This is a genomic window from Halomonas sp. 72 (genome assembly GCF_052379785.1).
GTDB lineage: Bacteria > Pseudomonadota > Gammaproteobacteria > Pseudomonadales > Halomonadaceae > Vreelandella > Vreelandella citrativorans.
In genome coordinates this window covers 303491-325378 of sequence record NZ_JBQSYY010000002.1, presented here as the reverse complement: position 1 = coordinate 325378, position 21888 = coordinate 303491, and the positions used below count along the sequence as shown (strand labels likewise).

Here is a 21888-nt window from a genome sequence, read left to right as displayed (position 1 = left end):
AGCTAAACTAACCGTTTTTATTTCTTGTAAACCAAGGTGATTGCCATGCCAGACGCCTCCCACGCCCTTTCCGTCAGCGAGCTCAACAAGCAGGCCCGTCAGGCGCTTGAACGCGATGTGGGCGAGGTGTGGGTGGAAGGCGAGCTTTCTAACGTTTCCCGCCCGGCGTCCGGGCATATCTACTTCACGCTTAAAGATGACCGCGCCCAGGTGCGCTGCGCGCTGTTTCGTCAGCGGGCGCGTTTTGTATCGGCGCCGATGCGCGATGGTGACCAGGTAAAACTGCGCGGGCAAGTGTCGCTGTTTGAACCGCGCGGTGACTACCAGCTGATTGCCGAAGCCGTGCAGGCGGCCGGGCTGGGCGAGCTGCTGGCCGCCTTTGAGCGCCTCAAAGCCCAGCTGGATGCCGAGGGCGTGTTTGCCAATACGCGCCCCCTGCCCTTTCCGCCACGCAAAATTCTGATTTTAAGCTCAGCTACCGGCGCGGCCATTCGTGATGTGCTGGCCGTTTTAGCGGCGCGCTGGCCCTTGGCAGATGTGACGCTGATTCCAGTGCCCGTACAGGGCGAGGAAGCCGCCCCCGCGATGATCGCAGCACTTGGGCTACTCAACCGCCAGGCACGGTTGGACCCTGAGCGCGATGTGGTGTTAATCACACGGGGCGGCGGCAGCCTGGAAGATTTGTGGGCGTTTAATAACGAGCACCTGGCACGGGCGATTTTTCATTCACGCCTGCCGGTGATGTCGGCGGTGGGCCATGAAGTGGATGTCACGCTTGCCGATTTTGCCGCCGATGTTCGCGCCCCGACCCCTTCCGCTGCCGCCGAGCGCCTGGTGCCGGACCAACACGCCTTGAAGCGCCAGTTAGTGGATCAGCAACACCGCCTTCACCGCGCCATGCAGCGCCGGTTGGAGCGCGATAGCCAGCAGCTGGATAGCCTGCGCGCACGGCTTCGCCATCCCGGCGAGCAGCTAAACCGCCAGCGCCAGCACGTGGCGACCCTTGCCCAGCGTTTAAATCGCGCTATGCAGCAAACGCTTACTCAGCAGCAGGCAAGCGTAACGCAGCTGGGCAAGCGCTTGGCGAGCCAGGACATGGCGCGCCTGCACCGTGCAGAAAGCGAACGGGTGGGCCAATTGCACCGCCGTATGGAAAACGCCATGCAGCGCCAGCTTCAACGTCAGCAGGCGCGTTTAACCAGCGCCGCACGGGAGCTTAATGCGATTAGCCCACTGGCCGTACTGGGCCGGGGCTACGCCATTGCTCAGGATGAAAAGGGCCAGGTCGTGCGCCGCGCCGAGGAGACCAAACCCGGCCAGAAGCTCTCGCTGCGCCTGGGTGAAGGCAGGTTGAATGTCGAGGTAAAGCGGCGGTTTAAGTAAGCAGATCAACCTTCGCTGGTTACGCTGAAGGTGGCGTTAGCGAAAACAGGCCTGGGTTCAACCGCGCCTCTTCTTGAATACCCTCATCAATCGGCGTGTCGTAAGTTTTGAGCAAATACCCCAGCACCGAATAGAAGCCGACCATGGCCATCAGGTCGATCACGGCTTCACGCCCAATCGCCTCGGCCAATGTTTCTTCCTGATCGCTTGCCAGCATACGCTTGTCGAGTAGCGCATCTACCGCGTTAACAATCAGGCCATCAACGCCGTTAATTGATTCAGGCACGCCACGAATAGCATTTATCCTCGCATCAGAAAATCCTAGCGCCAGCGCACGACTGACATGGTGGGCCCACTCATAGGCCGACCCCAGGCGAAAACCGGCACGTAGAATCACCACCTCGGTTAACTCGGGGCCCAAGGCATTGTCCTTCACCACGTGCTGCCGCAACGGCGCCCAGGCGTTTAGCAGGGTCGGATGGTGTGCCATGGTGCGGTAGACGTTCATCGCGCCTGCAAAACCTTCACGTAACTCTGTAAACGCTTCTGGCCAATCGGCGTCGCTCATCGGCGGGCAGGGGGACTGCTTCATGGTGTATTTCCTCTTGTATTATTTGGCTCTCGCGCCCGTTATTCGGCTATTGCGGCGTCAATCGCTTGGGTAATCCGCTCAATGAGGAGATCAATCTCGTCTGCATTAATCGTATACGGCGGCGCGAGCAGCACGTGATCGCCATACACGCCATCAATGGTACCGCCCATGGGATAGCTGATCAGGCCCCGTGCCATGGCCTGGCGCTTGATCCTGGCGTGGATTTTTCGAGCGGAATCAAACGGTGTCTTTAGCTCGCGGTCGGCCACCAGCTCAATGCCTCGAAACAATCCCCTACCCCGAATATCACCTACGTAAGGTGACGCACCCAGCGCCGCTTCAAGGCCGCTTTGCAAGCGCGCGCCCATGGCGTTTACATTCGCCAGTGTTTCAGGCCGTGCGATGATCTCGACAACCTTGTTCGCCGCAGCCGCCGCGACCGGGTGACCAAGATACGTATGCCCATGTTGAAAAAGGCCGGAGCCGTTGGCGAAGCTCTCATAAATAGCGGATGACAAGAGCACGGCCCCAATCGGCTGATAGCCGCCGCCCAGGCCTTTGGCCACGGTGAGAATATCCGGCGTGATGCCGTCCTGCTCGCAGGCGAACAGAGTGCCCGTGCGCCCCATGCCGCACATGACTTCATCAAGAATCAGCAGGATGCCATGTTGATCGCAGATTTTACGCACTCGCTTGAAGTAATCGGCCTCAGCGGCCACCGCGCCAAGGGTCGCCCCCACCACCGGTTCGGCCACAAACGCCATGACGCTTTCAGGGCCCAGCTCAAGAATCTTGGCCTCAAGCTCATCGGCAAGCCTGGCGGCGTACGCCTCAAAAGATTCGTCGCTTGCCTTGTCACGGTAGGCGTAGCAGGGTGAAACATGGTGCGTTTGAGGCAAAAGCGGCTGAAACTGCTGCCTACGCATGGCGTTGCCGCCAGTGGCAAGCGCGCCCAGGGTATTGCCGTGATAGCTCTGGCGCCGGGCAATAATATGCCGCCGCTCTGGCCTGCCGGTTTCAACAAAATACTGGCGGGCCATTTTTAACGCGGCCTCTACCGCCTCTGAACCACCGGATACCAGATAGACATAATCCAGCCCGTCTGGCGCCAGGTTCACCAGCTGCTCAGCCAGTTCCTCGGCAGCATCCGTGGTGAAAAATCCGGTATGGGCGTAGCAGAGGTTATCAATCTGGGCGCGCATGGCCTCCAGCACTTCCGGATGGCCGTGCCCCACACTCGTCACCGCCGCCCCACCCGAACCATCCAGGTAGCGGCGGCCTTCGGTATCAGTGATATAAACGCCCTGCGCTGACGCCGCATGCGGTAACGCCTGACCAATACTGCGGTGAAGAATACGCGTCATAGCCCTTTCCTCTTCAGATGACCATCAACCACCCTATTTAGAACAAGAGTGACACGACCGAGGGCGCCAATGCAACATACAAATCTTTAATTGAAAAATTAAAACAATTGGATCATTGTTTTATCGAAAAGCGCCCTTACCCTCGTGCGCAATCATCTAAAGCCCTTGGGCGTATTCAAGAGGCAGCTCTGCTATGTCAAAAAGCCCTATATCAAAAAGCTCTGCGTCAAAAAGTCCTGTATCCCAGAGTGATCCGTTAAGAGAGCAGATCATTGCACAGTTCGATGGCATGTCAGCACAGCTGCAACAGGCCGCGCGCTACCTACTTGAGCATCCGGAAGAAGTGGCCTTGGTGTCCATGCGCGAATTGGCGCGCTTGGCGGCGGTTCAACCGGCGACCATGACGCGGCTTGCCAAGGTGCTGGGCTTTCAGGGCTATAACGAAATTCGCGCCCACTATGCACAAACAGTGCGTCAGCGAAGCGATGGCTTTGCGGCCAAGGTGCGCCAACGTGATGGTCAGGCGGTAAGCGCGCCAGGCAGTGATATTGCGCATCACATGCTGCACGGGTTAAGCACCCAGATAGCCGCGCTTTGCGAGCCTGAGCCACTGCAGCGCTTGACCGCCATGGCCGAAAGGCTCGCGGCAGCCAAAAAAATCTATGTGCTGGGGTTACGTTCAAGCCATGCGGTGGCCTGGCATTTTCATTACGTTATGTCGCTATTGGGCGAGCGCTCGGTACATCTTGATGGGCCTGCTGGCACGGGGGGCGATGCCCTGATTCGTGCAAAACCGGATGAGGTGCTGCTGGCCATATCCATCAACCCCTACGCGCGCGATACGCTAATGCTTGCGCAGTTAGCAAAAGATAAAGGCCTAGCGGTTCTCTCGATCACCGATAGCGAGGTATCACCGCTGGTGAGTATTTCCGAGCATACGGTTTCCTGCACCACTGAGAGCTACAGCTTCTTTCATACTCTGGCCCCTGCGCTGGCCGTTTCGGAAGTGCTCTGCACACTGCTGGCCGAGCGTGACCGCCCTGCCACGCTAGAAGCGCTGCAGGACGCCGATGACCATCTTGCGCATCTTAATACCTACTCGAATGCGCTCCCCCGGCGAGAGTGAACGCTACCGCTTTGGCTGGCTTCGGGCGCAAAAAGCATTAATGCTGCCCATAAAAAAGTGCCCAGCCAAGGCCGGGCACTGCGCGACAAGATAAGAGCGTCTGCTTGCCTGATTAACGCCTGGGCGGCGTCAAGGTGTCGTTGCCTTGCGTATTACCGGAGGGCGTACTGGAGCCTGCAAGGCCGGGTTCGGTGACTCCCTTGGCCGTATTCGGCGTGGCGCCCGTGGTGCTTGCGCTAATGCTTGAAGCTGAGCCATGACCTGTGGGGCTACTGCTTGATGGCGTGCCCGGCGTTGCATAAGACGCTGAAGGCTGGCCGGACGTCGAATGCGTGTGGTCAGAATGCGCATCTTCTTTCATGTGCTCGGCTTTCTCATGAATCTTTTGCTGGGCTTTATCCACCTGCTCGTGGCCCGCTTCGGATGCCTTGTGCAAGGCGCGGTCGCGGTATTCGCCCATGTATTCATCCTCTTTACGCGTCGTGGGGAACAGCCCCGCTAACGCAGCACCCAGCGCAAACCCTAGCGCACCGACCACCAGCGGATGCTCCTGAATAAACTCAGAGGATTGACTGCCCGCGTGGCGAGCGCGATCCGACATGTTGTGCAGGTGATCCCGCGTGCCGTGCTGAAGGTGGGATGTGGTGTCTCGCATACTGCCTCCCATGTGCTGTGCCTTTTCGCCAAGATGATGTGCTTTGTCGCCAAGGTGGTGAGCGGTATCTCTGGCCTTTTGGCTAATATGATGAGCCTTGTCTTTCGCGCCCTCTTTCATGCTGCTCATACGGCCTTTGCTACTGCCATGCTGTGCTGGATTACCGGCAACGTAGCCTGGCGTACCGCTATAGATAGGCGTTCCATCATCGGTATGCGTGCCTTCATGAACCGGCACTCCCGGCGAGCCGCTCACCGCATGTTCATCTGCATAGCGGTGCGAAGATGCATGCTGATGGCGCCGTTCATGGTTCGGGTGACGCTGGGAAAGCATCAACCAACCAAGACCGGCAGTGGTCATCAAAAACGGTAGCGGGTGCTGCTTGATTGTTGCGCCCAGGTTGGATGCAAACTCGTTAGCACCGCCATGACGAATATAATCATAAGAGCTGTTTAACAGCTGTTGAGGAGAGAAGCGCTCCTCAATTTCATGCAGCGTGGCGTCAAGGCGTTCACGTGAGCGATGAATGTCCTTTTCAATCTCTTCAGTGCTGCGATGGTCATGGTGGTCGCGCTGGTTATGGATATCGCTGTGGCTGTCGTTATGGCTGTGATCGCTCATTTCAAATCCTCCTTGACGTTATGCCTATGCTCTTTGGCGAGCTCCCTGTCGGCCTGTAGGCTATGCAACGTGCGGTCAGGCACCAGGCTGCGCGCCTGAAGTTTGGCAAGCCCACTTTTAAGCATCACGATGCCAATTACCGATACCACCACGCCTACGATAATGGCAGAGAGCCAAGGCGTCATATCAGGAGGAAGCACCTCATTGAGCATAAAGACAAGGGCGGCAAGCAGCGTGAGAAAGCCGCCTAAAAGCACCGCGCCTGCGACCGCAATGGCCGCCAAGGTGATCATGACCTGATGCGTTTTTTCCGACACCTCTGCCTTGGCAAGCTCGGTTTCGTTGCGCACTAACGACGTTATTTCCTGCATCACCGTCGATAAAAGCGAGCCGACCGACGCGCCTTGTGGGGGCGTATTGTGATCTGAATCCATTCATAACCTCTCTTGCCCTTGATTAAGGGCCTTCAACTCAATCTTTTAAACCTGGCGACAGGTTGATCCACAGCTGGCGGCTACACAGGCCAGCTACAGCCGACCGGAGTCACCGGGCTTATTGGTTGAACCTGGCGTAGCAGTAGTGGTATCAGCCGTGCCGCCGGGCGTTGCCGTAGGCGCTGAGCGTTGCTGTGTGGGGTCCGAGGCACGCGAAGATGCCCCACCCATCACGCCACCTTCCGGGTTCTCAGGCGTAGGAGACTCATGGCTTGAATAAGCACCCGATGACGGATGAGCATAACTACCTGGGCCGTTTGAATAACGGTTTGAACCGCCAGATGAGTGCGAATGCTTGCCTGAGCTACGCAAGAAGCGTGTCACCAAAAAACCAGCCGCAATTGCCCCGCCAAAGAACAAGGCAGGCTCACGTTCGCTGAAGCTTTTCGCTTCCTGGCAGATGCTGTTTAAGTCCTTGTTGCGTAGCTTTTCTGAAAAACGATCAGCTGTATCGGCAAACTTTCTCGCCTGCTGTGAGAAGTACGGCTGATCTTGATGATCAAACTCATCAGCCATCTTACGAAAAGCGCTGGTAAATTTTTGCGATTGCTCGGTGGCGGTATCACGCTGCTGATTGTAAAAGCTTTCAGCCTGATGCTGAGCCGCTTCACCTACGTCATGTGCCGCGTCGCGCCCTTGCTGTTTGAGCGAGTCGGTATTTGAAGAACCTGGGTCAGCCTGTTTTCCATAATCATTCATTTGTTACTTCCTCCTTGTCGTTTCACGCGTTAACGTACTTGTTAACCAGCACGCACTAACAAACACTTATTAACAAGCAGTTAACAAACAGTGGCTTGAAACAAAACGAACTGAACCGCTAATCAATTAAACACACGCACTAGATAACGAGCTCACCACCCAAATAGTTGTTTAATATAAATCGGCTTTTTCACTATAGTTACCCAACACTCCCTGTCAATTTATAACCTTGGGCACACCCTTACGGCACCGCTATTTAACCAATATCAAAAAACATTTAATTAAAAGCAAAAACCAGCCTTTAACAAACATCAACCAATCCGCCTCAACCTCCCACCACTGCTACCCTCCCTCACATCCAGCAGGCATGAATAGCGGCATCCTCTCAAGCTGATGACCTTTGTTCATCAGGGTCTAAAACACCTAACCCATCCTTTAAATATCTACTTAAATAAATATCAAACCTCAGCAAACGCATCACATGGTTGATAAAAAAGATTAAAAGGACAAACAACTCATCTATACCAGCTCAAGCCTATAAAAAACCCTTCAGCCATCAACCCCGAACTTTATAACAATTCAATCTTTTATAAATCAAACACACTTGAATTGGCTCTTGATAAAACCTTGCGCTAGTGTAAGTAACGCAGAAATACGATTAGGCCACGGCTTTTCGTAGAGGAAGGATTAACGTCCCAACAAGGAGTCACTGCACATGAGCGACCAGAAACAGCCTCCTCAGCACCAGAATAAACAGCCCGGTGATGAGCACGAAATGCGTCCGGAACCTGAATTTATTCGTGATAGCTATAAAGGCACCGATAAGCTTGTTGATAAGGTAGCGATTATTACCGGCGGTGATAGCGGTATTGGGCGCGCGGTAGCGGTACATTACGCCCGTGAAGGCGCCGATAGCGTGATTGTTCACCTTAAAGAGCCTAAAGATGCCGAAGATACGCAAGCCCTGGTGGAAGCGGAAGGTCGCCGCTGCCTGGTATTACAGGGCGATGTAGCTGACCCCGCCTTTTGTCGTGACATCGTTAAAAAAACGCTGGACCACTTCGGCAAGCTTAATATTCTGGTCAACAATGCGGCCGAACAGTACGACTGGAGCGATCTGACCGAGATCCCCGACGAGCAGATAACGCGTACCTTCCAGACCAACCTGTTTAGCCATTTCTACCTTTCCAAGGCAGCGTTACCTCATCTGGAGGAAGGCGATACCATTATTGCCACCTCCTCCATTAATGCCTTTAAAGGCAACAACACACTGATCGATTACAGCGCCACTAAAGGGGCTATCCAGGGTTTAATGCGCTCGCTTGCCATGTCGCTGGTCGGTCGCGGCATTCGGGTGAACGCTGTTGCCCCAGGCCCGGTATGGACACCGCTGATCCCCGCAAGCTTTGACGATGAGAAAGTCGCCGAGTTTGGCGGGCAAGTACCCATGAATCGCGCCGGGCAACCGAGCGAAATGGGGCCTGCCTATGTGTACCTGGCAAGCGAAGAGTCTTCGTACATGACGGGGCAGACGATACACCTGAACGGTGGGGTTATTTTAAATACGTAAGCCCGGCACAGGTGTTAAAAACCAAAAGGTGTTAAAGGCCAAAAGATGCAAGAGAGCTGGGCGGCTTTGCCGCCCAAGTGCACCATCAAACTTCAACCCCGGCACCGCTGCGCGCTGCTCCCGCGGGTGCGCTGCGCTTACCACACGCTACGTTATTAGCTAAACTTTCAGCGTTTTCAGTAATACCTTCGATTTACGTGCGTGGTTATAGGCTTCGCGCTTTAAAGGGGGTAACTCTTCAAGGCTGGCGGTCTGAAAGCCGTGCTCCACAAACCAGTGGGCCGTGTGGGTGGTTAATACAAATATTTCGCTGACACCGCACTGGCGTGCGCGGCGCTCCAGCGCTTCCATTAAGCGTTCACCGCGTTCGCCCCCACGGTAGTTACCGTGCACGGCCACGCAGGCCAACTCGGCAACTGTGGTGTTAGGGAACACGTGCAGCGCGGCACAGCCAATCACCATGCCATCGCGCTCGATAACCATATAGTCATCAATTTCATGCTCCAAACGCTCACGCGAGCGCGCCACTAGCATGCCGCGGCGCTCCAGCGGTTCAAGCAGCTCCAGAAGCCCTGCAATATCGTTGAGCTTAGCCGGGCGTAGCTGCTCGTAGCGGTGCTGGGTAATCATGGTGCCCACGCCGTCGCGGGTAAAAAGCTCACCCAGCAGCGCATCGTGATTGCGCCACGACAACAGGTGGGTGCGGGCCACCCCCTCTCGTGCAGCGTTGCACGCAGCTTGAAGGTGGCGGGCAAGCTCGCTGCCGGGCAGCGCGCTCTCAAGCCGGGGTTCAGCATCGCCTGGCGTTAGCTGGCGCAGCAAGGCGCCCCCCTCATCCTGTAAGCCTTCTGATTCGCCCAGCAGGATCAACTTGTCGGCCTTGAGCGCTACGGCGGCATGCTGGGCAACTTCTGCGGCGTCCAGGTCGAACACTTCGCCGGTGCTTGAGAAACCCAGTGGCGGCAGGAGTACCAGCGAGCCCTTATCGAGCAGCCCTTCAATGGCGCCAGCCCGAACGCGGCGTACTTCGCCGCTATGATCAAAGTCCACCCCCTCCCGAACACCCAAGGGCTTGGCGGTGACCAGGTTACCGGAAATCACGCTAAGCTCTACACCGTGAAGCGGCGTGCTGGGCAGGCCAAGCGATAACCGTGCTTCAAGCCAAAGCCGCTGGTGGGCCGCGACCTGCTCTACATGGGTCATTACGGCGCGGTCGGCCACCCAGCGTCCGTTAATGCGCATGGGTTCAACACCGGCCTGGCCAAGCGCTTCCTGCACTTGCGGGCGGGTGCCAAATACCACCACCAAGCGCACGCCCAAGGTATGCAGCAGGGCTAAATCCTGAATCAATTGCTCCCCACGGCCAGACGCCATGGCTTCGCCTTCAATCAAGATGACGAAGGTTCGCCCCCGGTGCGCATTAATGTAGGGGGATGCGTTACGAAACCAATCAACAAAGGGGAAATGCTTATCCAAGGGCCGCTCTCCGGCAGCAGGTGAAAGAAAAAACGACGTTTACAACACTACTCGCGCTACTTTACCAGAGCGCAAAAAACAGCGGCACCTTCTATTGCAAATCGGCTAGCGCAAATCTGCATGAAGGTGCCGCTGATCTTGAGGCTTTTTGTGCGGGCGTGCGCCGGGTGGCGCCGCCTGTTACACCGTTAGCCGAACATGCCTTTAAACATAAAGAAGAACACAATCGCTAAGCCTGCACCGGCGGGCAGGGTAATCAACCAAGAGACAACAATGGTGCCAATAACGCGCAGGTTAAGTGCCGCCATACCGCGCGCCAGCCCGACACCCAACACCGCGCCGACCAGCGTATGGGTCGTTGAAATTGGCAGGCCCGTGCCCGAGGCAACGACGACGGTACTCGCAGCGGCAAGCGTTGCGGCAAAGCCACGGCTAGGGGTGAGCTCGGTGATCCCGGTGCCCACGGTCGCAATTACCCGACGCCCATACGTCACCAGACCAACGACGATACCCGCGCCGCCCAATACCAGCACCCACCAGGGCACCAACGCCGCGCTATCAATCATACCTTCGCTGCGCACGACACTTATGACGGCGGCCAGCGGCCCCACCGCATTGGCGACATCGTTGGAACCGTGAGCAAAGGCCATGGCACACGCGGTAAAGATCATCAGCACGCCGAAAACACGCTCAACATTGGCATAGCCAAAGTGGTCATTGGCGTTCTTGGTGTACTTGATACGCCGCTGCATTACTATGCCAAGGCCCATGATCAGCACACCAATCAGAATCGAAAGCAGCAGGCTTTCGCTGAAGCTAAGATGCAGACCAACATGGGAAAGGCCTTTGGTCAGCGTCACCATGGCAACAATAAAGCCGACCAAAAATATATAGCCCGGCACATAGCGCTTGGCCGCCGCTAACGGATCTGAACTCTCGAAAATCAAGTGGTGTACCGACTTAAACAGCATATAGCCGATGGTACCGGCAATCAGCGGAGAAATAGCCCAACTAGAGGCAATCTGGCCGACCTTGTCCCAGGCCACCGCATCAACGCCTAGACCTACCGCCGCGAAACCGACAATGGCACCAACAATGGAGTGTGTGGTCGACACCGGCCAGCCGCGGGCAGAAGCGACCATCAGCCAAATGCCTGCCGCCAACAGCGCTGACAGCATGCCGTAAACCAAAAACTGTGGGTTGGCTTCAAGCAGGTTGGGATCAATGATGCCGCCACGAATGGTGGCGGTAACCTCACCACCGGCAAGCCAGGCGCCTAAAAATTCGAAAATAACAGCAATGATGATGGCTTGCTTGATGGTGATCGCTTTCGACCCCACCGACGTTCCCATGGCGTTGGCAACATCGTTTGCGCCGACGCCCCACGCCATGAAAAAGCCAAATAAACAGGCCAGAATAATAAATATCTCGCCGTACTGGGCAATAATTTGCATTGGTTTCCCTTAGCGTGCGGTCAAAATCTGCAAGCGACTGCCTACGCGCTCAGCACGGTCAGACACTTCACCCACCCATTCGATAATCTTGTAAAGAAAGATCACATCGACGGGCGGTAGCTGGCTTTCAAGCTGAAACAGCTGGCGACGAATGGCCACCTGCTGACTATCTGCCTGGTGTTCAAGGTTATGCAGCTCACGGATCATGTTGCTCATAACATCCGCGACGTTACGCCCAAAGCCTGACTCTAAAAGCTCCATCAGCTCTTCAAGGGCCTGGCGCGCTTGGGCCACACATGCCACGCTAGTCGCCATATAATCGCGCATCGGATCAGCGAGCTCATCAGGCACGCGCATTTTACGGCCTAGCATAATGCCGGTAATGTCGCGCACCTTGTTGGCGATTTTGTCCTGGACACTAATCAAATCCAGTAGATCAGACCGTGAAACCGGCAGAAACATGGTGCTGGGCAGGTTGAGCCGTAGATCCGTTTTCAGCACATCCGCTTCGTGTTCTAAACGGGTTACGTTTTCACGCAGCTCAGTGGCGGTATCCCAATCGCCAGCAAGCGATGCTTCAAAAAACGGTAACAGTTGGTCGGCGCATTCATTGGCCTTGACGATGTGGGCCAGCAGCGGCTGGAATGGCGAGCGGCCAAACATCGCGGAAAAAGGGTTGGAGGTAACCATAGAGCCTTTTAGCCTGTTTTCGGGGGAGCCTGGAAATGGCGACGCCAGTATAAAGAGTGCGCTCGCCGCCGTCATGAAAACTTCATATTGGTAGCAAAAATTTAACCAGTACTTCACGTTTAAGAGTGGCTATTGTCATGAAAAATGCAACACCAATCGAAGTAGAGATAAAACTTGCGCTTGCCCAAGCCAGTATTGAGGCGCTCAAGCACCACTCTTTGCTCGACACAAAAACACCGTTAATCCAGACCTTAGCCAATACCTACTTCGACACACCGACCCATGACATGGCCAACGCACGAATCGCAGTGCGTCTTCGTCAAGTTGATGGCCGCGTGCTGCAAACGGTAAAAACGGCGGGCCAGGGGGGTGGCGGATTATCCAGCCGCCAGGAGTGGGAGTGGCCGGTCGCACGCGCTGAACTCGACCAGGCAGGTCTCGCTGAGCTTCCCCCTTTCAGTGACGAGCCAGTCAATAATGGGCCTGCCCACAAAGTGCTCAGAGAACGACTAACGCATCTAGCCCCCATACTGCGCACCGACTTTACCCGATATAGCTGGCAGCTCGACTGGCAGGGCAGCCAGATTGAGCTGGTACTGGATGAAGGCGAAATTGAAAGTGGTGGCTACCGCACGCCCATTTGTGAAGTAGAACTGGAGCTTAAAAACGGTGACCCGCAAGCGCTCTGGTCGCTGGCGATTGCGCTAGCAGAACAGGTTCCGCTTCGCCCATCTGATAGCAGCAAGGCATCGCGGGGTAACGCCTTGCGCGCCCAACAGTGGCCGCTTCCTAACGCCACGACACCTGCTGAATGGCTACACCGGGCAACGCTTGCCCTTGATGCCTACCACGACAACCAGCAGCGCCCGTTCCTAAACCTTACCCATGAGGCGCTGACCCGGTTGGCCGAACACGCATCACTGCCCGAGGACATGAAGTCCCAGGCGGCTCACCTATCCACAGCGCTAGATGACGCTGGTCAACCCCGTATTGCCTATGGCGTAACGCTCCTGACGCTTTCCCATCGTTTAGCGCTGCAACGCGAGCTAAGCTAACCTTCACGTTGTTTTAGATAGATTCAAGCACGTTTGCCCATAGACCTAATCACTGTGATAAGTGATTGCTCATTTCATCAGGATCGCCATGAGTTTTAACCTGACCCCTGCCGCGGAAGGGCTTCGCACACAGCTGTTTCACGTTATTTTCGAGTCCGACACGCCCACTGCCAAGGGATTCGATATTGCGCTGATTGTGATGATTTTGGGCAGCGTCGCCGTCATTCTGCTCGGCAGTGTTCAGGAGGTTTCCCAGGAGTATGGCTGGCTTTTCTACTACCTGGAGTGGGGCTTTACGATTCTGTTCACCGTGGAGCTTGCGGTACGCATCTACTGCCTTGAACGTCCCACGGTCTATCTGAAAAGCTTTTATGGCGTGGTCGATCTAATCTCCATCCTGCCAGCCTGGCTGGTACTGCTGATGCCCGGCTTTCATGCGCTGGTGATTATTCGCATACTCCGCGTGCTGCGCATTTTCCGTATCCTGCGCCTGATGGAATTTGTGGGCGAAGGACGACTGCTGATCGAAGCATTAAAGCGTAGCGTGCGCCAGGTACTGCTGTTTTTCTGCAGTATTTTTATGGTTGTCACCATGTTTGCCGCGCTGATGTATACCATCGAGTCGCCGGAAAGCGGCTTTACCAGTATTCCCATGTCGATCTACTGGGCGGTGGTCAGCGTTACCACGGTGGGGTATGGCGATATCGTGCCGGGCACAGCGCTTGGCAAAGCGATTACTGTGCTTCTCATCCTGATTGGCTACTCGATTATCGCCGTGCCTACCGGCATTTTTTCAGCCCAGGTCATCCGCTCTATCCGTGAAGACCGCTACTCCGATGAAGCGTGCCCAGGATGCGGCCACGACCGTCACGAAAAAGACGCACTCTACTGCCTTCGTTGTGGCACCTGGCTGGATGAAAACAGTGAAGACCCGCGCAAAGAGAAACAGACTGAAGAGATGTAATCGCCTCAAGCGAAAAAGGCCGCCGGTTCAGGCGGCCTCTGCTTAATGTCTTGCTTAATTGTCTTCGAAGGGAGCCTGCCAGACATCAAGCTCAGCGTTGCGCCAGCTGCCATAGGTCGCATTGGGGAACACGATCCAGTCCTGCCCAAACCGTTCAGCGTTTTCATCTACCAGCCGTTTCTGCTCCTCCAGCTCAACGCCAGCAAACACGTCAGAAAAGTCGTGAAGCGTATCGCCCAGTTGCATCACCAGCGCGTACTGCTCGGCCACGACGGCCCGACGCTCGCCTTTGGGCGGCCCCAGCAGCATAACGCTCTGCTCGGACACTTGGGGTAACCCTAACGTCTCCAGAGTGGCTAGCGTTGCCGACTTGTTTTCCTCATAGCGGTCAGAGACATAATAGATGGCAACGCCCTGCTCATCAGCAAATTCCAAAAAAGCTCTGGCGCCCGGGATCAGGCTCGGCTCACCTTCGCGCTCCCAGTGTTTCCACGTGTCCCAAGTCGTAAAGTCGTGACACGCCTGCATATCGCGCACCAATAACGCACTGTTATCAATAACGGTTTCATCAAGATCGGTAATGATAGCCAGCTCAGCGTCTTCACCATGGGCAGCTATCTGGTCCTTCAAGCGGTACGTTGCCAGCTCGAACCCCTGCCGCTGCAACGCGATGACTTCGGCAGCCTGCTGCTGGTAGCGAAGCCCCATTGCGTACTCATTCATCTCACAAGCGGCACTGTCGCTGGCCACAGCATTAACAGACACAGGTAACGCTGCCAGACTTGCGAAAGCCGAAGCAATAACGGCACTGCGATAACGGAACATCGTCATTAAGCACTCTCCATTTTTTTATGATGATCGGGCGGAAAGCGAATTCCACTCAATTTATAAAAAATTATTATGAACATTTGGCGTTTTTAGCCTAATTTATTTTTATTGGTCATTCAAATAATAAAAATAGAGTATAACTGGCATGAAAGGTGACGATAGATTTACATCGGGAGTGCAGATAAACAGATCGCGCCATGCCTAGCAGCTGCCAGAGCATGGCGTGGGTAAGTCAGTTGGCGAAGGGAGCCGTGTCACCGCGTCCGGCACGGACAATTTTGGGCGGTAGCTCTCGCAGGTCGATGACGCTGGTGGGGTCCAGGTGGCAGGCGCCACCGTCAATAATCAGGTCCAAATGCGCTTCAAAGCGGTCACGAATTTCCTCTGGGTCGCTCATGGGAAGGTCCTCCCCCACCGGAATCAGCGTAACGCTCATTAGCGGTTCGCCAAGCGCTTGCAGTAGCGCATGAGCAATCCGGTGATCAGGTACGCGTACGCCAATGGAGCGCCGTTTGGGGTGCAGCAGCAGGCGCGGGACTTCTGTCGTGGCATCCAGAATGTAGGTGTACGGTCCTGGCGTATGCGCTTTCAGCAGCCGAAACACCGCATTATCTACCTTGGCGTAAGTGCCAATTTCCGAAAGGTCCGAGCACATCAGCGTAAAGTTGTGCTTGTCATCCAGCGAGCGCAACCACTTGATCTTTTCAATAGCCTTCTTTTCGCCCAGATGACAGCCTAACGCGTAACCTGAGTCAGTGGGATAAGCCACCACACCGCCTTTGCGAATAATCTCAATCGCTTGATCAATCAGGCGCTTTTGTGGGTTTTCTGGATGAATCTGGAAATATTGGCTCATTGTCTGCTCCTGCCCGTGGGCGCGTTTCAGTCCATTAGGGTATTCGCTTTTATCAAACGCTTACTCATACCATAGCTGACGCAGCGGCTAATGGACCAGCGGGGGCATTGCGTAAATGCGCTAAGCGAGGGTGCTGCCAAATGGGCGGCGCGGCCGTGCGCGGCACCATGCACATGCTGCCAGGGGCGGCGTGGCTGCCGGGAAAGTGGAAGTCGCTGCCTAACGAGGCGTAAAGCCCACGCTCGACCATTTGACGAGCCAGGTCCCTTGTGACATCCGGGTTCTGCTGGCCACTCACCAATTCAACCGCGTCACCACCTGCGGCCTGAAAGGTATCCATTAACTGCCCTCGCTTACGCCGGGTTAAGCCGTAGCGTAAAGGGTGGGCAATCACCGCAACGCCACCAGAGGCCACCACCCACTCGACGACTTCGCTGATTTCTGGCCAGTGAGCTTTAACATCGCCTTTTTTACCGCTGCCAAGGTAGCGTTTAAACGCAGTGGCCCAATCGGCCACAACCCCCTCGGCCACTAACGCGCGGGCAAAATCAGGCCGGCCTAGCGGGCGGTCACTGCCTGCCTGCTCCCGGGCTTTTTCCAAGGCATTTTTAAGGCCCACTTTCTCTAACCGCTCGGCTATCACTTCTGCGCGCTGAATACGCGCCAGCCGCTGCTGTTCAAGCCCTTCAACCAGCGGACCTTGCAGGCCACCGGGCATCAGCGCCACGACGTGGATGTTAATGCCTTGCCAGCGAGTGGATAACTCGCAGCCAGGCACCAGGCATAGCCCGGCTTGTACCGCCGCCTTTCCAGCCTCGTCGATGCCGTCCATGGTGTCATGGTCTGTCAGCGCCATGTGGGTAAGGCCACGCGCTGCGCACAGCGACACCAACTCCGTGGGGGTTAACGCGCCATCCGACGCCGTTGAGTGCATATGCAGGTCAGCCGTGTAGCGCTGATCGGCATCAAACACCGCAGGAAGTAACGTTGCAGGAAGTAGAGGCATGGGCATGACGTCATGTGGCGAGTTTGTCAGAATAGGGATGTCTACCACGAACAGTTATAAAGTGCTGTGTTCAAAAGACCTGGTGTTCACAGCGCTGCGCGTGGGACGATTTACAAACGCTCGCCATGGTGCGCGCTTATGTAGATGCGGTCAATGCTGCATAGGGCGCTTTACTACATGCTTTTAAGGAGTTATCCCCATGCTCTACGCCATTATTAGTGAAGACGTATCGAATAGCCTTGAACGCCGCCTGGCGGCCCGCCCGGACCATTTGGCACGCTTGGAAACGCTACGCGATGAAGGTCGCTTGGTGCTCGCGGGCCCGCACCCCGCTGCGGATACTGAAAACCCCGGCGACGCGGGTTTTAGCGGCAGCCTGGTGGTGGCTGAATTCGACAGTTTGGAAGCCGCTCAGGGCTGGGCTGACGCCGATCCATACATCATTGCAGGTGTCTATGCCAAGGTAATTGTTAAGCCGTTCAAGAAAGTTTTGCCTTGACCGATTAGGGCGAGTGTGGAGGGTCCGCCTGCTAATTCACAGAGCCTGTGGAAAACTCTGTGCAAACCCGGCGGACGCTTTTCGCTAAGCCAGAGATAGCGCCCTGATTAACAAATTGATTATTTTTTAACCACTTCAGTCATTACGGATATCCGCGTGCCTCAACGCCTTACTGATTTACCCCCTTTAACGGCGTTAAGCGCGCCATTACTCACCTGGAGTGACACTTCACCGCACTCGGATGATTTTGATGACGTGTACTTTTCCCGTGAGGGCGGTCTTGAAGAAACCGAGCACGTTTTTTTAAATACCAACCGCTTGCCTGAGCGATTTGCCGCTTGGGAAAACACGCGCGCCTTTGTGATCGGGGAAACCGGCTTTGGCACGGGCCTTAATATGCTGTGTGCCTGGGCCTGCTTTGAGCAGCACGCGCCAACCGGGGCACGGCTGCATTTTTTATCCACAGAAAAGTATCCCTTGGATCAGGTATCGCTTGAGCGCGCCCTACGCGCCTGGCCGTCGCTTGCCGGTTATTCACAGCGGCTTTGCGAGCAGTGGCCCTCACCCGTTAGCGGCGTACACCGCCTGCACCTGAGCGACCGCGTGACGCTGGATCTGCATTATGGCGATACCACCGAGCGGCTGACGCTTTTAGATGGTCAGGTCGATGCCTGGTTTCTGGACGGCTTTGCACCTTCTAAAAATCCACAAATGTGGCAGCCCGAGCTGTTTGAGGCCATGGCGGCGCGCTCTCGGCCGGGGGCCACCTTTGCCACGTTCACCTGCGCGGGCATTGTTAAGCGGGGCTTGAAAGCGGCAGGCTTTAGCTGGAAAAAAGTCCCGGGCTGCGGGCATAAGCGCGAAATACTGGCAGGCATGATTGACACACCGCCTACCGATAAGCGCCGTGAGGCAACGCCCTGGTTTACGCCGCCAGCGCCTCTTCCCACGCAGCAGGTGGCGGTTATCGGGGCAGGGATCGCTGGGTGCAGCGTGGCAGCAGCACTTGCCAGGCGTGGCGTTAATGTGACGGTGATCGAGCGCGAAGCACCCGGCGCAGGCGGCTCGGGTAACCGCCAGGGGGCGCTTTATGTGAAGCTTGCGGCCGACACCAACCACCAAAGCCGGTTTTACCTCTCCGGCCTTTTATACAGCCAGCGCTGGCTTAATCAGTTCAAGGTTCCAACGCTTTGGCAGCCCTGCGGCGTCGTGCAACTGGCCACCAACGCGAAAGAGACCAAGCGCCAGCAGCGCTTTAGCGAGCAGCATGTGCTGCCCGAAAGCGTGGTGTCGCCGCTTACCCAAGGGTTGAGTGAGAAAGCCGGTATTACCATTAACGCTGAACACGCCCTGTTTTATCCACACGCAGGCTGGGTGCGGCCCAAGGCGCTATGTGAGCACTTACTCCAAACGCCTAATATCACGCTGAGACAGGGCGATGTTACGTCCCTTACGCGTGAAGATGACCGCTGGCAGCTCGCACTTGCTGATGGAAATACGATAAGTGCAGACCAGGTGGTGATTGCAAGCGCTCACTACGCCAATACGTATGCTCAAACGGCCAGCCTGCCGCTCCAACAGGTGCGCGGCCAGGTCAGTGAAGTGAGGCTGCCCGCAGGCGTAAAAGGCCCTGAGCGGGTGGTATGCGCCGGTGGCTATGTGTCGCCCGCCATTGAAGGGGTGCTTACCTTTGGGGCAAGCTTCGTGCCCAACAATGCTTCTACCGACGTGACCGATACCGACCACCAGCGCAATATTGACGAGCTTCGCCAAACACTTCCAGCACTGGTGGCAGAACTTGAAAGCGCAGGCACCCACCTGACTCCACAGGCGCTTGAAGGGCGCGCGGCGGTACGTGCAGCAAGCCCTGATAAAACGCCCTATGCAGGCCCAGTCCCCAACGCCTCGGCCTGGCAGTCAGCCTATGCCGTGCTGGCAAAAGATGCCTCGCGAGTGCCAAACGCCCCGGGTGAGCACTGCCCAGGGTTGTGGATATCTACCGCCCACGGCTCCCGCGGGCTTTCCAGTGCGCCGTTATGCGCCGAGCTTATTGCCTCCCGGCTGCTTGACGACCCCATGCCGATTGAGGCTCAGTTGGCCGACCATCTGCATCCCGGGCGGCGTATTATCAGCGCGATTATTCGCGGTCAGTAGTCACCCTCTTCCTCATCGTCTGCCAGATCACGACCGAAGGAACGCCACTGCGCCAGGGTCATTACTTCGGTCATTTCAAGCTTTAGGTCATGGGCAATAATCAGTTCACTACGTGCCAACTGCTGTTTCAGCTCGTCGACCCACCCTTTCATCCCCGTGCCGGTATCGGTGGTGTCATAACCCTGCCGGGTAACAAACGCCTCCAGCAACGCATCGAGGGTTTCCGGCGGCAACATGCGGGCGGGTACTTCAATGAAACGGCTCATTCGCTCTGCTCCCACTGCGCAAGGCGCTCAATAAAGGTGGCTTCATCCACAACCTCTACGCCCAGCTGTTCCGCTTTGGTTAACTTACTACCGGCCGCTTCACCGGCGACCAGCGCCGTGGTCTTTTTCGAAACGCTACCCGCTACTTTGGCGCCAAGCGCCTGTAGCCGAGCCTTACCCTCGTCACGGGTCATGCTTTCCATGGCGCCCGTCAGTACCCAGGTTTGGCCTTCTAGCGGCGTAGGGCCTTGGGTAACGTCGGCTTCCTGCCAGGTGACGCCTGCCTCAATCAAGGCAGCCAGGGTCTCCTGGTTATGGGGCTGGCGGAAAAAGGTGTGCACGTGGGCCGCCACAATGGGGCCAACATCGTTGACCGCCTCAAGCGCGGCCTGTTCGGCTGCTTGAAGCGCTTGCAACGTTCCAAAATGGCTCGCCAGGTTGGCTGCTGTGGCCTCACCCACCTCGCGAATGCCCAACGCGTAGATAAACCGAGCGAGCGTCGTATGACGAGCTTTATCCAGCGCGTTGACCAGATTAATGGACGATTTTTCGCCCATACGCGGCAAGCTCTGCCATTGCTCAACCGTCAGGTGAAACAGATCGGCAGGTGTTTTCACCCAATCCAGCTCTACCAGCTGGTCGATCAGTTTGACGCCCAGGCCATCTACATCCAGGGCCTTGCGGCTAGAGAAGTGTTTGAGCGCTTCTTTACGCTGGGCAGCGCAGAAAAGCCCACCCGAGCAGCGCGCTACCGCTTCGCCTGCCACGCGCTCGATATCCGAACCGCACACCGGGCAGTGCTCGGGGAACACAATCGGCTGCGCGTCTATTGGGCGTTTTTCCTTATCGACCCGGACCACTTGGGGAATCACATCGCCTGCGCGGCGAATAGCCACTGTATCGCCAATCATGACATCCAGGCGGGTGATTTCATCGGCGTTGTGCAGCGTCGCGTTGGATACGGTAACGCCTGCCACGCTAACGGGCTCAAGCCTTGCCACTGGCGTGATGGCACCCGTACGGCCTACCTGAAACTCAACGTCATTAAGCGTGGTGATCTCTTCCTGAGCGGGGTACTTAAATGCCGTTGCCCAGCGGGGAGCGCGAGCCACAAACCCAAGCTCACGCTGATAGCGCAGTGCATTCACCTTGATCACCACGCCGTCGATGTCGTAGCCCAACTGGTCGCGCTTCTCACCCAACTGCTCGCAATACTCAACGACCGCCTGCGGGCCGGTCAGCACCTTTAGCTCCGCGCTGGCGCGAAAGCCCAGCGTTACCAGTCGATCCATCAGTTCGCTATGCGTGGTGTCGCCCATGTCCGGTTCCAGACGCGCCGCCTGATAGGCATGAAATTCCAGTGGGCGGGTAGCAGTAATCTCCGGGTTCAACTGACGTAAACTACCGGCAGCGGCGTTACGCGGGTTGGCAAATACCTTGCTACCCTCCTCGCGTGCACGCTCGTTAAGCGCTTCAAAGCCTTGGTGGCGCATGATGACTTCACCGCGCACTTCCAAAAGCTCAGGGATCTGCTTGCCCATTAGCTTTAAAGGCACCGAGCGCAGCGTACGCAGGTTAGAGGTAATGCCCTCCCCAGTGCGGCCATCGCCACGGGTGGCGCCACTCACCAGCACGCCCTGCTCATACACCAGCGATACCGCAGCGCCATCAAGCTTCGGCTCACAGGTAAACTCAACGTCATTTGCTGCGCACTCCAAGCGCTCTGCGACGCGCTCAGCAAAGGCCACGATGTCGTCACCGCTAAACGCGTTATCCAGCGAGAGCATGGGGATGGCGTGGGCGACCGAAGGAAAGCCATCAGCAGGCGCCGCACCCACGCGCTGAGTCGGTGAATCCGGAGAGACGAGCGTTGGGTTTTCAGCTTCCAGCTGCTTTAAGCGTTGCAGCCTCCGGTCGTAGTCAGCGTCTGATAACGTTGGCTCATCCAATACGTAGTAACGGTAGTTGGCTTCATCAAGCTCGGCGCGCAGCTGGGTGACTGCTTCCAACACTTGGGGGTCAGGCTGACTCATTAACGTTGGTTTCCATCGTACGGGCTAAAATCAATCACAAAAAAGACACATCCTGGAACAAAAACACCCGCCTTCTGCAAGAAGGCGGGTGTTTAACAGCAAG

The 21888-nt window shown here is 56.4% G+C and carries 20 protein-coding genes; 7 read left to right on the top strand and 13 right to left on the bottom strand.

Annotation, left to right across the window (positions count from 1 at the left end; translation table 11 throughout):
* The first annotated feature begins 45 nt into the window (after positions 1 to 45).
* Positions 46 to 1383: an exodeoxyribonuclease VII large subunit gene (xseA, locus tag ACT3T6_RS03415; RefSeq protein WP_193055368.1), complete on the top strand. Its 1338-nt coding sequence runs from the start codon at positions 46 to 48 to the stop codon at positions 1381 to 1383.
* Between the two features lie 19 nt (positions 1384 to 1402).
* On the opposite strand, the gene ACT3T6_RS03410 is transcribed toward xseA, so the two are convergent.
* On the bottom strand, positions 1403 to 1975 hold the full coding sequence (locus tag ACT3T6_RS03410; protein WP_193055367.1) for a carboxymuconolactone decarboxylase family protein: 573 nt from the start codon (positions 1973 to 1975) through the stop codon (positions 1403 to 1405).
* Between the two features lie 38 nt (positions 1976 to 2013).
* The gene (locus ACT3T6_RS03405) at positions 2014 to 3339 is read right to left on the bottom strand and encodes an aspartate aminotransferase family protein (protein WP_193055366.1); all 1326 of its coding nucleotides are present in this window, start codon (positions 3337 to 3339) and stop codon (positions 2014 to 2016) included.
* 193 nt (positions 3340 to 3532) lie between these two features.
* On the opposite strand from ACT3T6_RS03405, the gene ACT3T6_RS03400 reads away from it, so the two are divergent.
* Positions 3533 to 4465 (top strand): MurR/RpiR family transcriptional regulator, encoded by a 933-nt coding sequence (locus ACT3T6_RS03400; protein WP_193055365.1) that lies wholly within the window; start codon positions 3533 to 3535, stop codon positions 4463 to 4465.
* 112 nt (positions 4466 to 4577) lie between these two features.
* Here the strand turns inward: ACT3T6_RS03400 and ACT3T6_RS03395 are convergent, their stop codons facing one another.
* The 3 genes from ACT3T6_RS03395 to ACT3T6_RS03385 all read right to left on the bottom strand — a co-directional run bounded on the left by ACT3T6_RS03395 (position 4578) and on the right by ACT3T6_RS03385 (position 6934).
* Positions 4578 to 5741: a DUF3618 domain-containing protein gene (locus ACT3T6_RS03395; RefSeq protein ID WP_193055364.1), complete on the bottom strand. Its 1164-nt coding sequence runs from the start codon at positions 5739 to 5741 to the stop codon at positions 4578 to 4580.
* On the bottom strand, positions 5738 to 6175 hold the full coding sequence (locus ACT3T6_RS03390) for a phage holin family protein (protein ID WP_193055363.1): 438 nt from the start codon (positions 6173 to 6175) through the stop codon (positions 5738 to 5740). The genes ACT3T6_RS03395 and ACT3T6_RS03390 overlap by 4 nt, the downstream gene beginning before the upstream one ends.
* Positions 6176 to 6268: 93 nt before the next feature.
* Complete coding sequence (locus tag ACT3T6_RS03385; RefSeq protein WP_193055362.1) at positions 6269 to 6934, bottom strand: hypothetical protein; 666 nt, start codon at positions 6932 to 6934, stop codon at positions 6269 to 6271.
* Positions 6935 to 7649: 715 nt separating this feature from the next.
* Here ACT3T6_RS03385 and ACT3T6_RS03380 point away from each other — a divergent pair.
* Complete coding sequence (locus tag ACT3T6_RS03380; protein ID WP_193055361.1) at positions 7650 to 8504, top strand: SDR family oxidoreductase; 855 nt, start codon at positions 7650 to 7652, stop codon at positions 8502 to 8504.
* A gap of 159 nt (positions 8505 to 8663) precedes the next feature.
* On the opposite strand, the gene argA is transcribed toward ACT3T6_RS03380, so the two are convergent.
* From argA to ACT3T6_RS03365, 3 genes are all read right to left on the bottom strand, one after another.
* A complete protein-coding gene (argA, locus tag ACT3T6_RS03375) occupies positions 8664 to 9980 on the bottom strand; it encodes an amino-acid N-acetyltransferase (protein WP_193055360.1) in 1317 nt (438 codons plus the stop codon).
* Between the two features lie 188 nt (positions 9981 to 10168).
* Positions 10169 to 11434: an inorganic phosphate transporter gene (locus tag ACT3T6_RS03370; protein WP_193055359.1), complete on the bottom strand. Its 1266-nt coding sequence runs from the start codon at positions 11432 to 11434 to the stop codon at positions 10169 to 10171.
* A gap of 9 nt (positions 11435 to 11443) precedes the next feature.
* Positions 11444 to 12124 carry a TIGR00153 family protein gene (locus ACT3T6_RS03365; protein WP_193055358.1) on the bottom strand — a complete coding sequence of 227 codons (681 nt, stop codon included), beginning with the start codon at positions 12122 to 12124 and terminating at the stop codon, positions 11444 to 11446.
* 137 nt (positions 12125 to 12261) lie between these two features.
* On the opposite strand from ACT3T6_RS03365, the gene ACT3T6_RS03360 reads away from it, so the two are divergent.
* Together ACT3T6_RS03360 and ACT3T6_RS03355 are read left to right on the top strand one after the other, a co-directional pair.
* A complete protein-coding gene (locus ACT3T6_RS03360) occupies positions 12262 to 13179 on the top strand; it encodes a CYTH domain-containing protein (protein WP_193055357.1) in 918 nt (305 codons plus the stop codon).
* A gap of 88 nt (positions 13180 to 13267) precedes the next feature.
* A complete protein-coding gene (locus tag ACT3T6_RS03355) occupies positions 13268 to 14143 on the top strand; it encodes an ion transporter (protein ID WP_193055356.1) in 876 nt (291 codons plus the stop codon).
* A 54-nt stretch (positions 14144 to 14197) separates the two neighbouring features.
* Here the strand turns inward: ACT3T6_RS03355 and ACT3T6_RS03350 are convergent, their stop codons facing one another.
* The 3 genes from ACT3T6_RS03350 to ACT3T6_RS03340 form a co-directional block, all read right to left on the bottom strand.
* On the bottom strand, positions 14198 to 14974 hold the full coding sequence (locus ACT3T6_RS03350) for a 5'-nucleotidase, lipoprotein e(P4) family (protein WP_172118187.1): 777 nt from the start codon (positions 14972 to 14974) through the stop codon (positions 14198 to 14200).
* A gap of 229 nt (positions 14975 to 15203) precedes the next feature.
* A complete protein-coding gene (locus ACT3T6_RS03345) occupies positions 15204 to 15827 on the bottom strand; it encodes an L-threonylcarbamoyladenylate synthase (RefSeq protein WP_087108002.1) in 624 nt (207 codons plus the stop codon).
* 64 nt (positions 15828 to 15891) lie between these two features.
* Positions 15892 to 16833: a PHP domain-containing protein gene (locus tag ACT3T6_RS03340; RefSeq protein WP_193055355.1), complete on the bottom strand. Its 942-nt coding sequence runs from the start codon at positions 16831 to 16833 to the stop codon at positions 15892 to 15894.
* Between the two features lie 199 nt (positions 16834 to 17032).
* Between ACT3T6_RS03340 and ACT3T6_RS03335 the strand changes: the two genes are divergently transcribed.
* Both ACT3T6_RS03335 and mnmC read left to right on the top strand, forming a co-directional pair.
* A complete protein-coding gene (locus tag ACT3T6_RS03335; protein ID WP_172118189.1) occupies positions 17033 to 17332 on the top strand; it encodes a YciI family protein in 300 nt (99 codons plus the stop codon).
* Positions 17333 to 17488: 156 nt separating this feature from the next.
* Positions 17489 to 19486, top strand: a complete 1998-nt coding sequence (mnmC, locus tag ACT3T6_RS03330) for a bifunctional tRNA (5-methylaminomethyl-2-thiouridine)(34)-methyltransferase MnmD/FAD-dependent 5-carboxymethylaminomethyl-2-thiouridine(34) oxidoreductase MnmC (protein ID WP_193055354.1) — start codon at positions 17489 to 17491, stop codon at positions 19484 to 19486.
* Here mnmC and ACT3T6_RS03325 read toward each other — a convergent pair.
* Positions 19480 to 19752: a YheU family protein gene (locus ACT3T6_RS03325; RefSeq protein ID WP_172118191.1), complete on the bottom strand. Its 273-nt coding sequence runs from the start codon at positions 19750 to 19752 to the stop codon at positions 19480 to 19482. The genes mnmC and ACT3T6_RS03325 overlap by 7 nt on opposite strands.
* Positions 19749 to 21785: an NAD-dependent DNA ligase LigA gene (gene ligA / locus ACT3T6_RS03320; protein WP_193055353.1), complete on the bottom strand. Its 2037-nt coding sequence runs from the start codon at positions 21783 to 21785 to the stop codon at positions 19749 to 19751. Before ligA ends, ACT3T6_RS03325 begins: the two co-directional genes overlap by 4 nt.
* Positions 21786 to 21888 lie beyond the last annotated feature (103 nt).

Bases quoted from the DNA above. Each gene is read 5' to 3' on its own strand.
- xseA (WP_193055368.1), top strand. From the start codon at position 46: ATGCCAGACGCCTCCCACGCCCTTTCCGTCAGCGAGCTCAACAAGCAG.
- ACT3T6_RS03410 (WP_193055367.1), bottom strand. From the start codon at position 1,975: ATGAAGCAGTCCCCCTGCCCGCCGATGAGCGACGCCGATTGGCCAGAA.
- ACT3T6_RS03405 (WP_193055366.1), bottom strand. From the start codon at position 3,339: ATGACGCGTATTCTTCACCGCAGTATTGGTCAGGCGTTACCGCATGCG.
- ACT3T6_RS03400 (WP_193055365.1), top strand. From the start codon at position 3,533: ATGTCAAAAAGCCCTATATCAAAAAGCTCTGCGTCAAAAAGTCCTGTA.
- ACT3T6_RS03395 (WP_193055364.1), bottom strand. From the start codon at position 5,741: ATGAGCGATCACAGCCATAACGACAGCCACAGCGATATCCATAACCAG.
- ACT3T6_RS03390 (WP_193055363.1), bottom strand. From the start codon at position 6,175: ATGGATTCAGATCACAATACGCCCCCACAAGGCGCGTCGGTCGGCTCG.
- ACT3T6_RS03385 (WP_193055362.1), bottom strand. From the start codon at position 6,934: ATGAATGATTATGGAAAACAGGCTGACCCAGGTTCTTCAAATACCGAC.
- ACT3T6_RS03380 (WP_193055361.1), top strand. From the start codon at position 7,650: ATGAGCGACCAGAAACAGCCTCCTCAGCACCAGAATAAACAGCCCGGT.
- ACT3T6_RS03370 (WP_193055359.1), bottom strand. From the start codon at position 11,434: ATGCAAATTATTGCCCAGTACGGCGAGATATTTATTATTCTGGCCTGT.
- ACT3T6_RS03365 (WP_193055358.1), bottom strand. From the start codon at position 12,124: ATGGTTACCTCCAACCCTTTTTCCGCGATGTTTGGCCGCTCGCCATTC.
- ACT3T6_RS03360 (WP_193055357.1), top strand. From the start codon at position 12,262: ATGAAAAATGCAACACCAATCGAAGTAGAGATAAAACTTGCGCTTGCC.
- ACT3T6_RS03355 (WP_193055356.1), top strand. From the start codon at position 13,268: ATGAGTTTTAACCTGACCCCTGCCGCGGAAGGGCTTCGCACACAGCTG.
- ACT3T6_RS03350 (WP_172118187.1), bottom strand. From the start codon at position 14,974: ATGACGATGTTCCGTTATCGCAGTGCCGTTATTGCTTCGGCTTTCGCA.
- ACT3T6_RS03345 (WP_087108002.1), bottom strand. From the start codon at position 15,827: ATGAGCCAATATTTCCAGATTCATCCAGAAAACCCACAAAAGCGCCTG.
- ACT3T6_RS03340 (WP_193055355.1), bottom strand. From the start codon at position 16,833: ATGCCTCTACTTCCTGCAACGTTACTTCCTGCGGTGTTTGATGCCGAT.
- ACT3T6_RS03335 (WP_172118189.1), top strand. From the start codon at position 17,033: ATGCTCTACGCCATTATTAGTGAAGACGTATCGAATAGCCTTGAACGC.
- ACT3T6_RS03325 (WP_172118191.1), bottom strand. From the start codon at position 19,752: ATGAGCCGTTTCATTGAAGTACCCGCCCGCATGTTGCCGCCGGAAACC.
- ligA (WP_193055353.1), bottom strand. From the start codon at position 21,785: ATGAGTCAGCCTGACCCCCAAGTGTTGGAAGCAGTCACCCAGCTGCGC.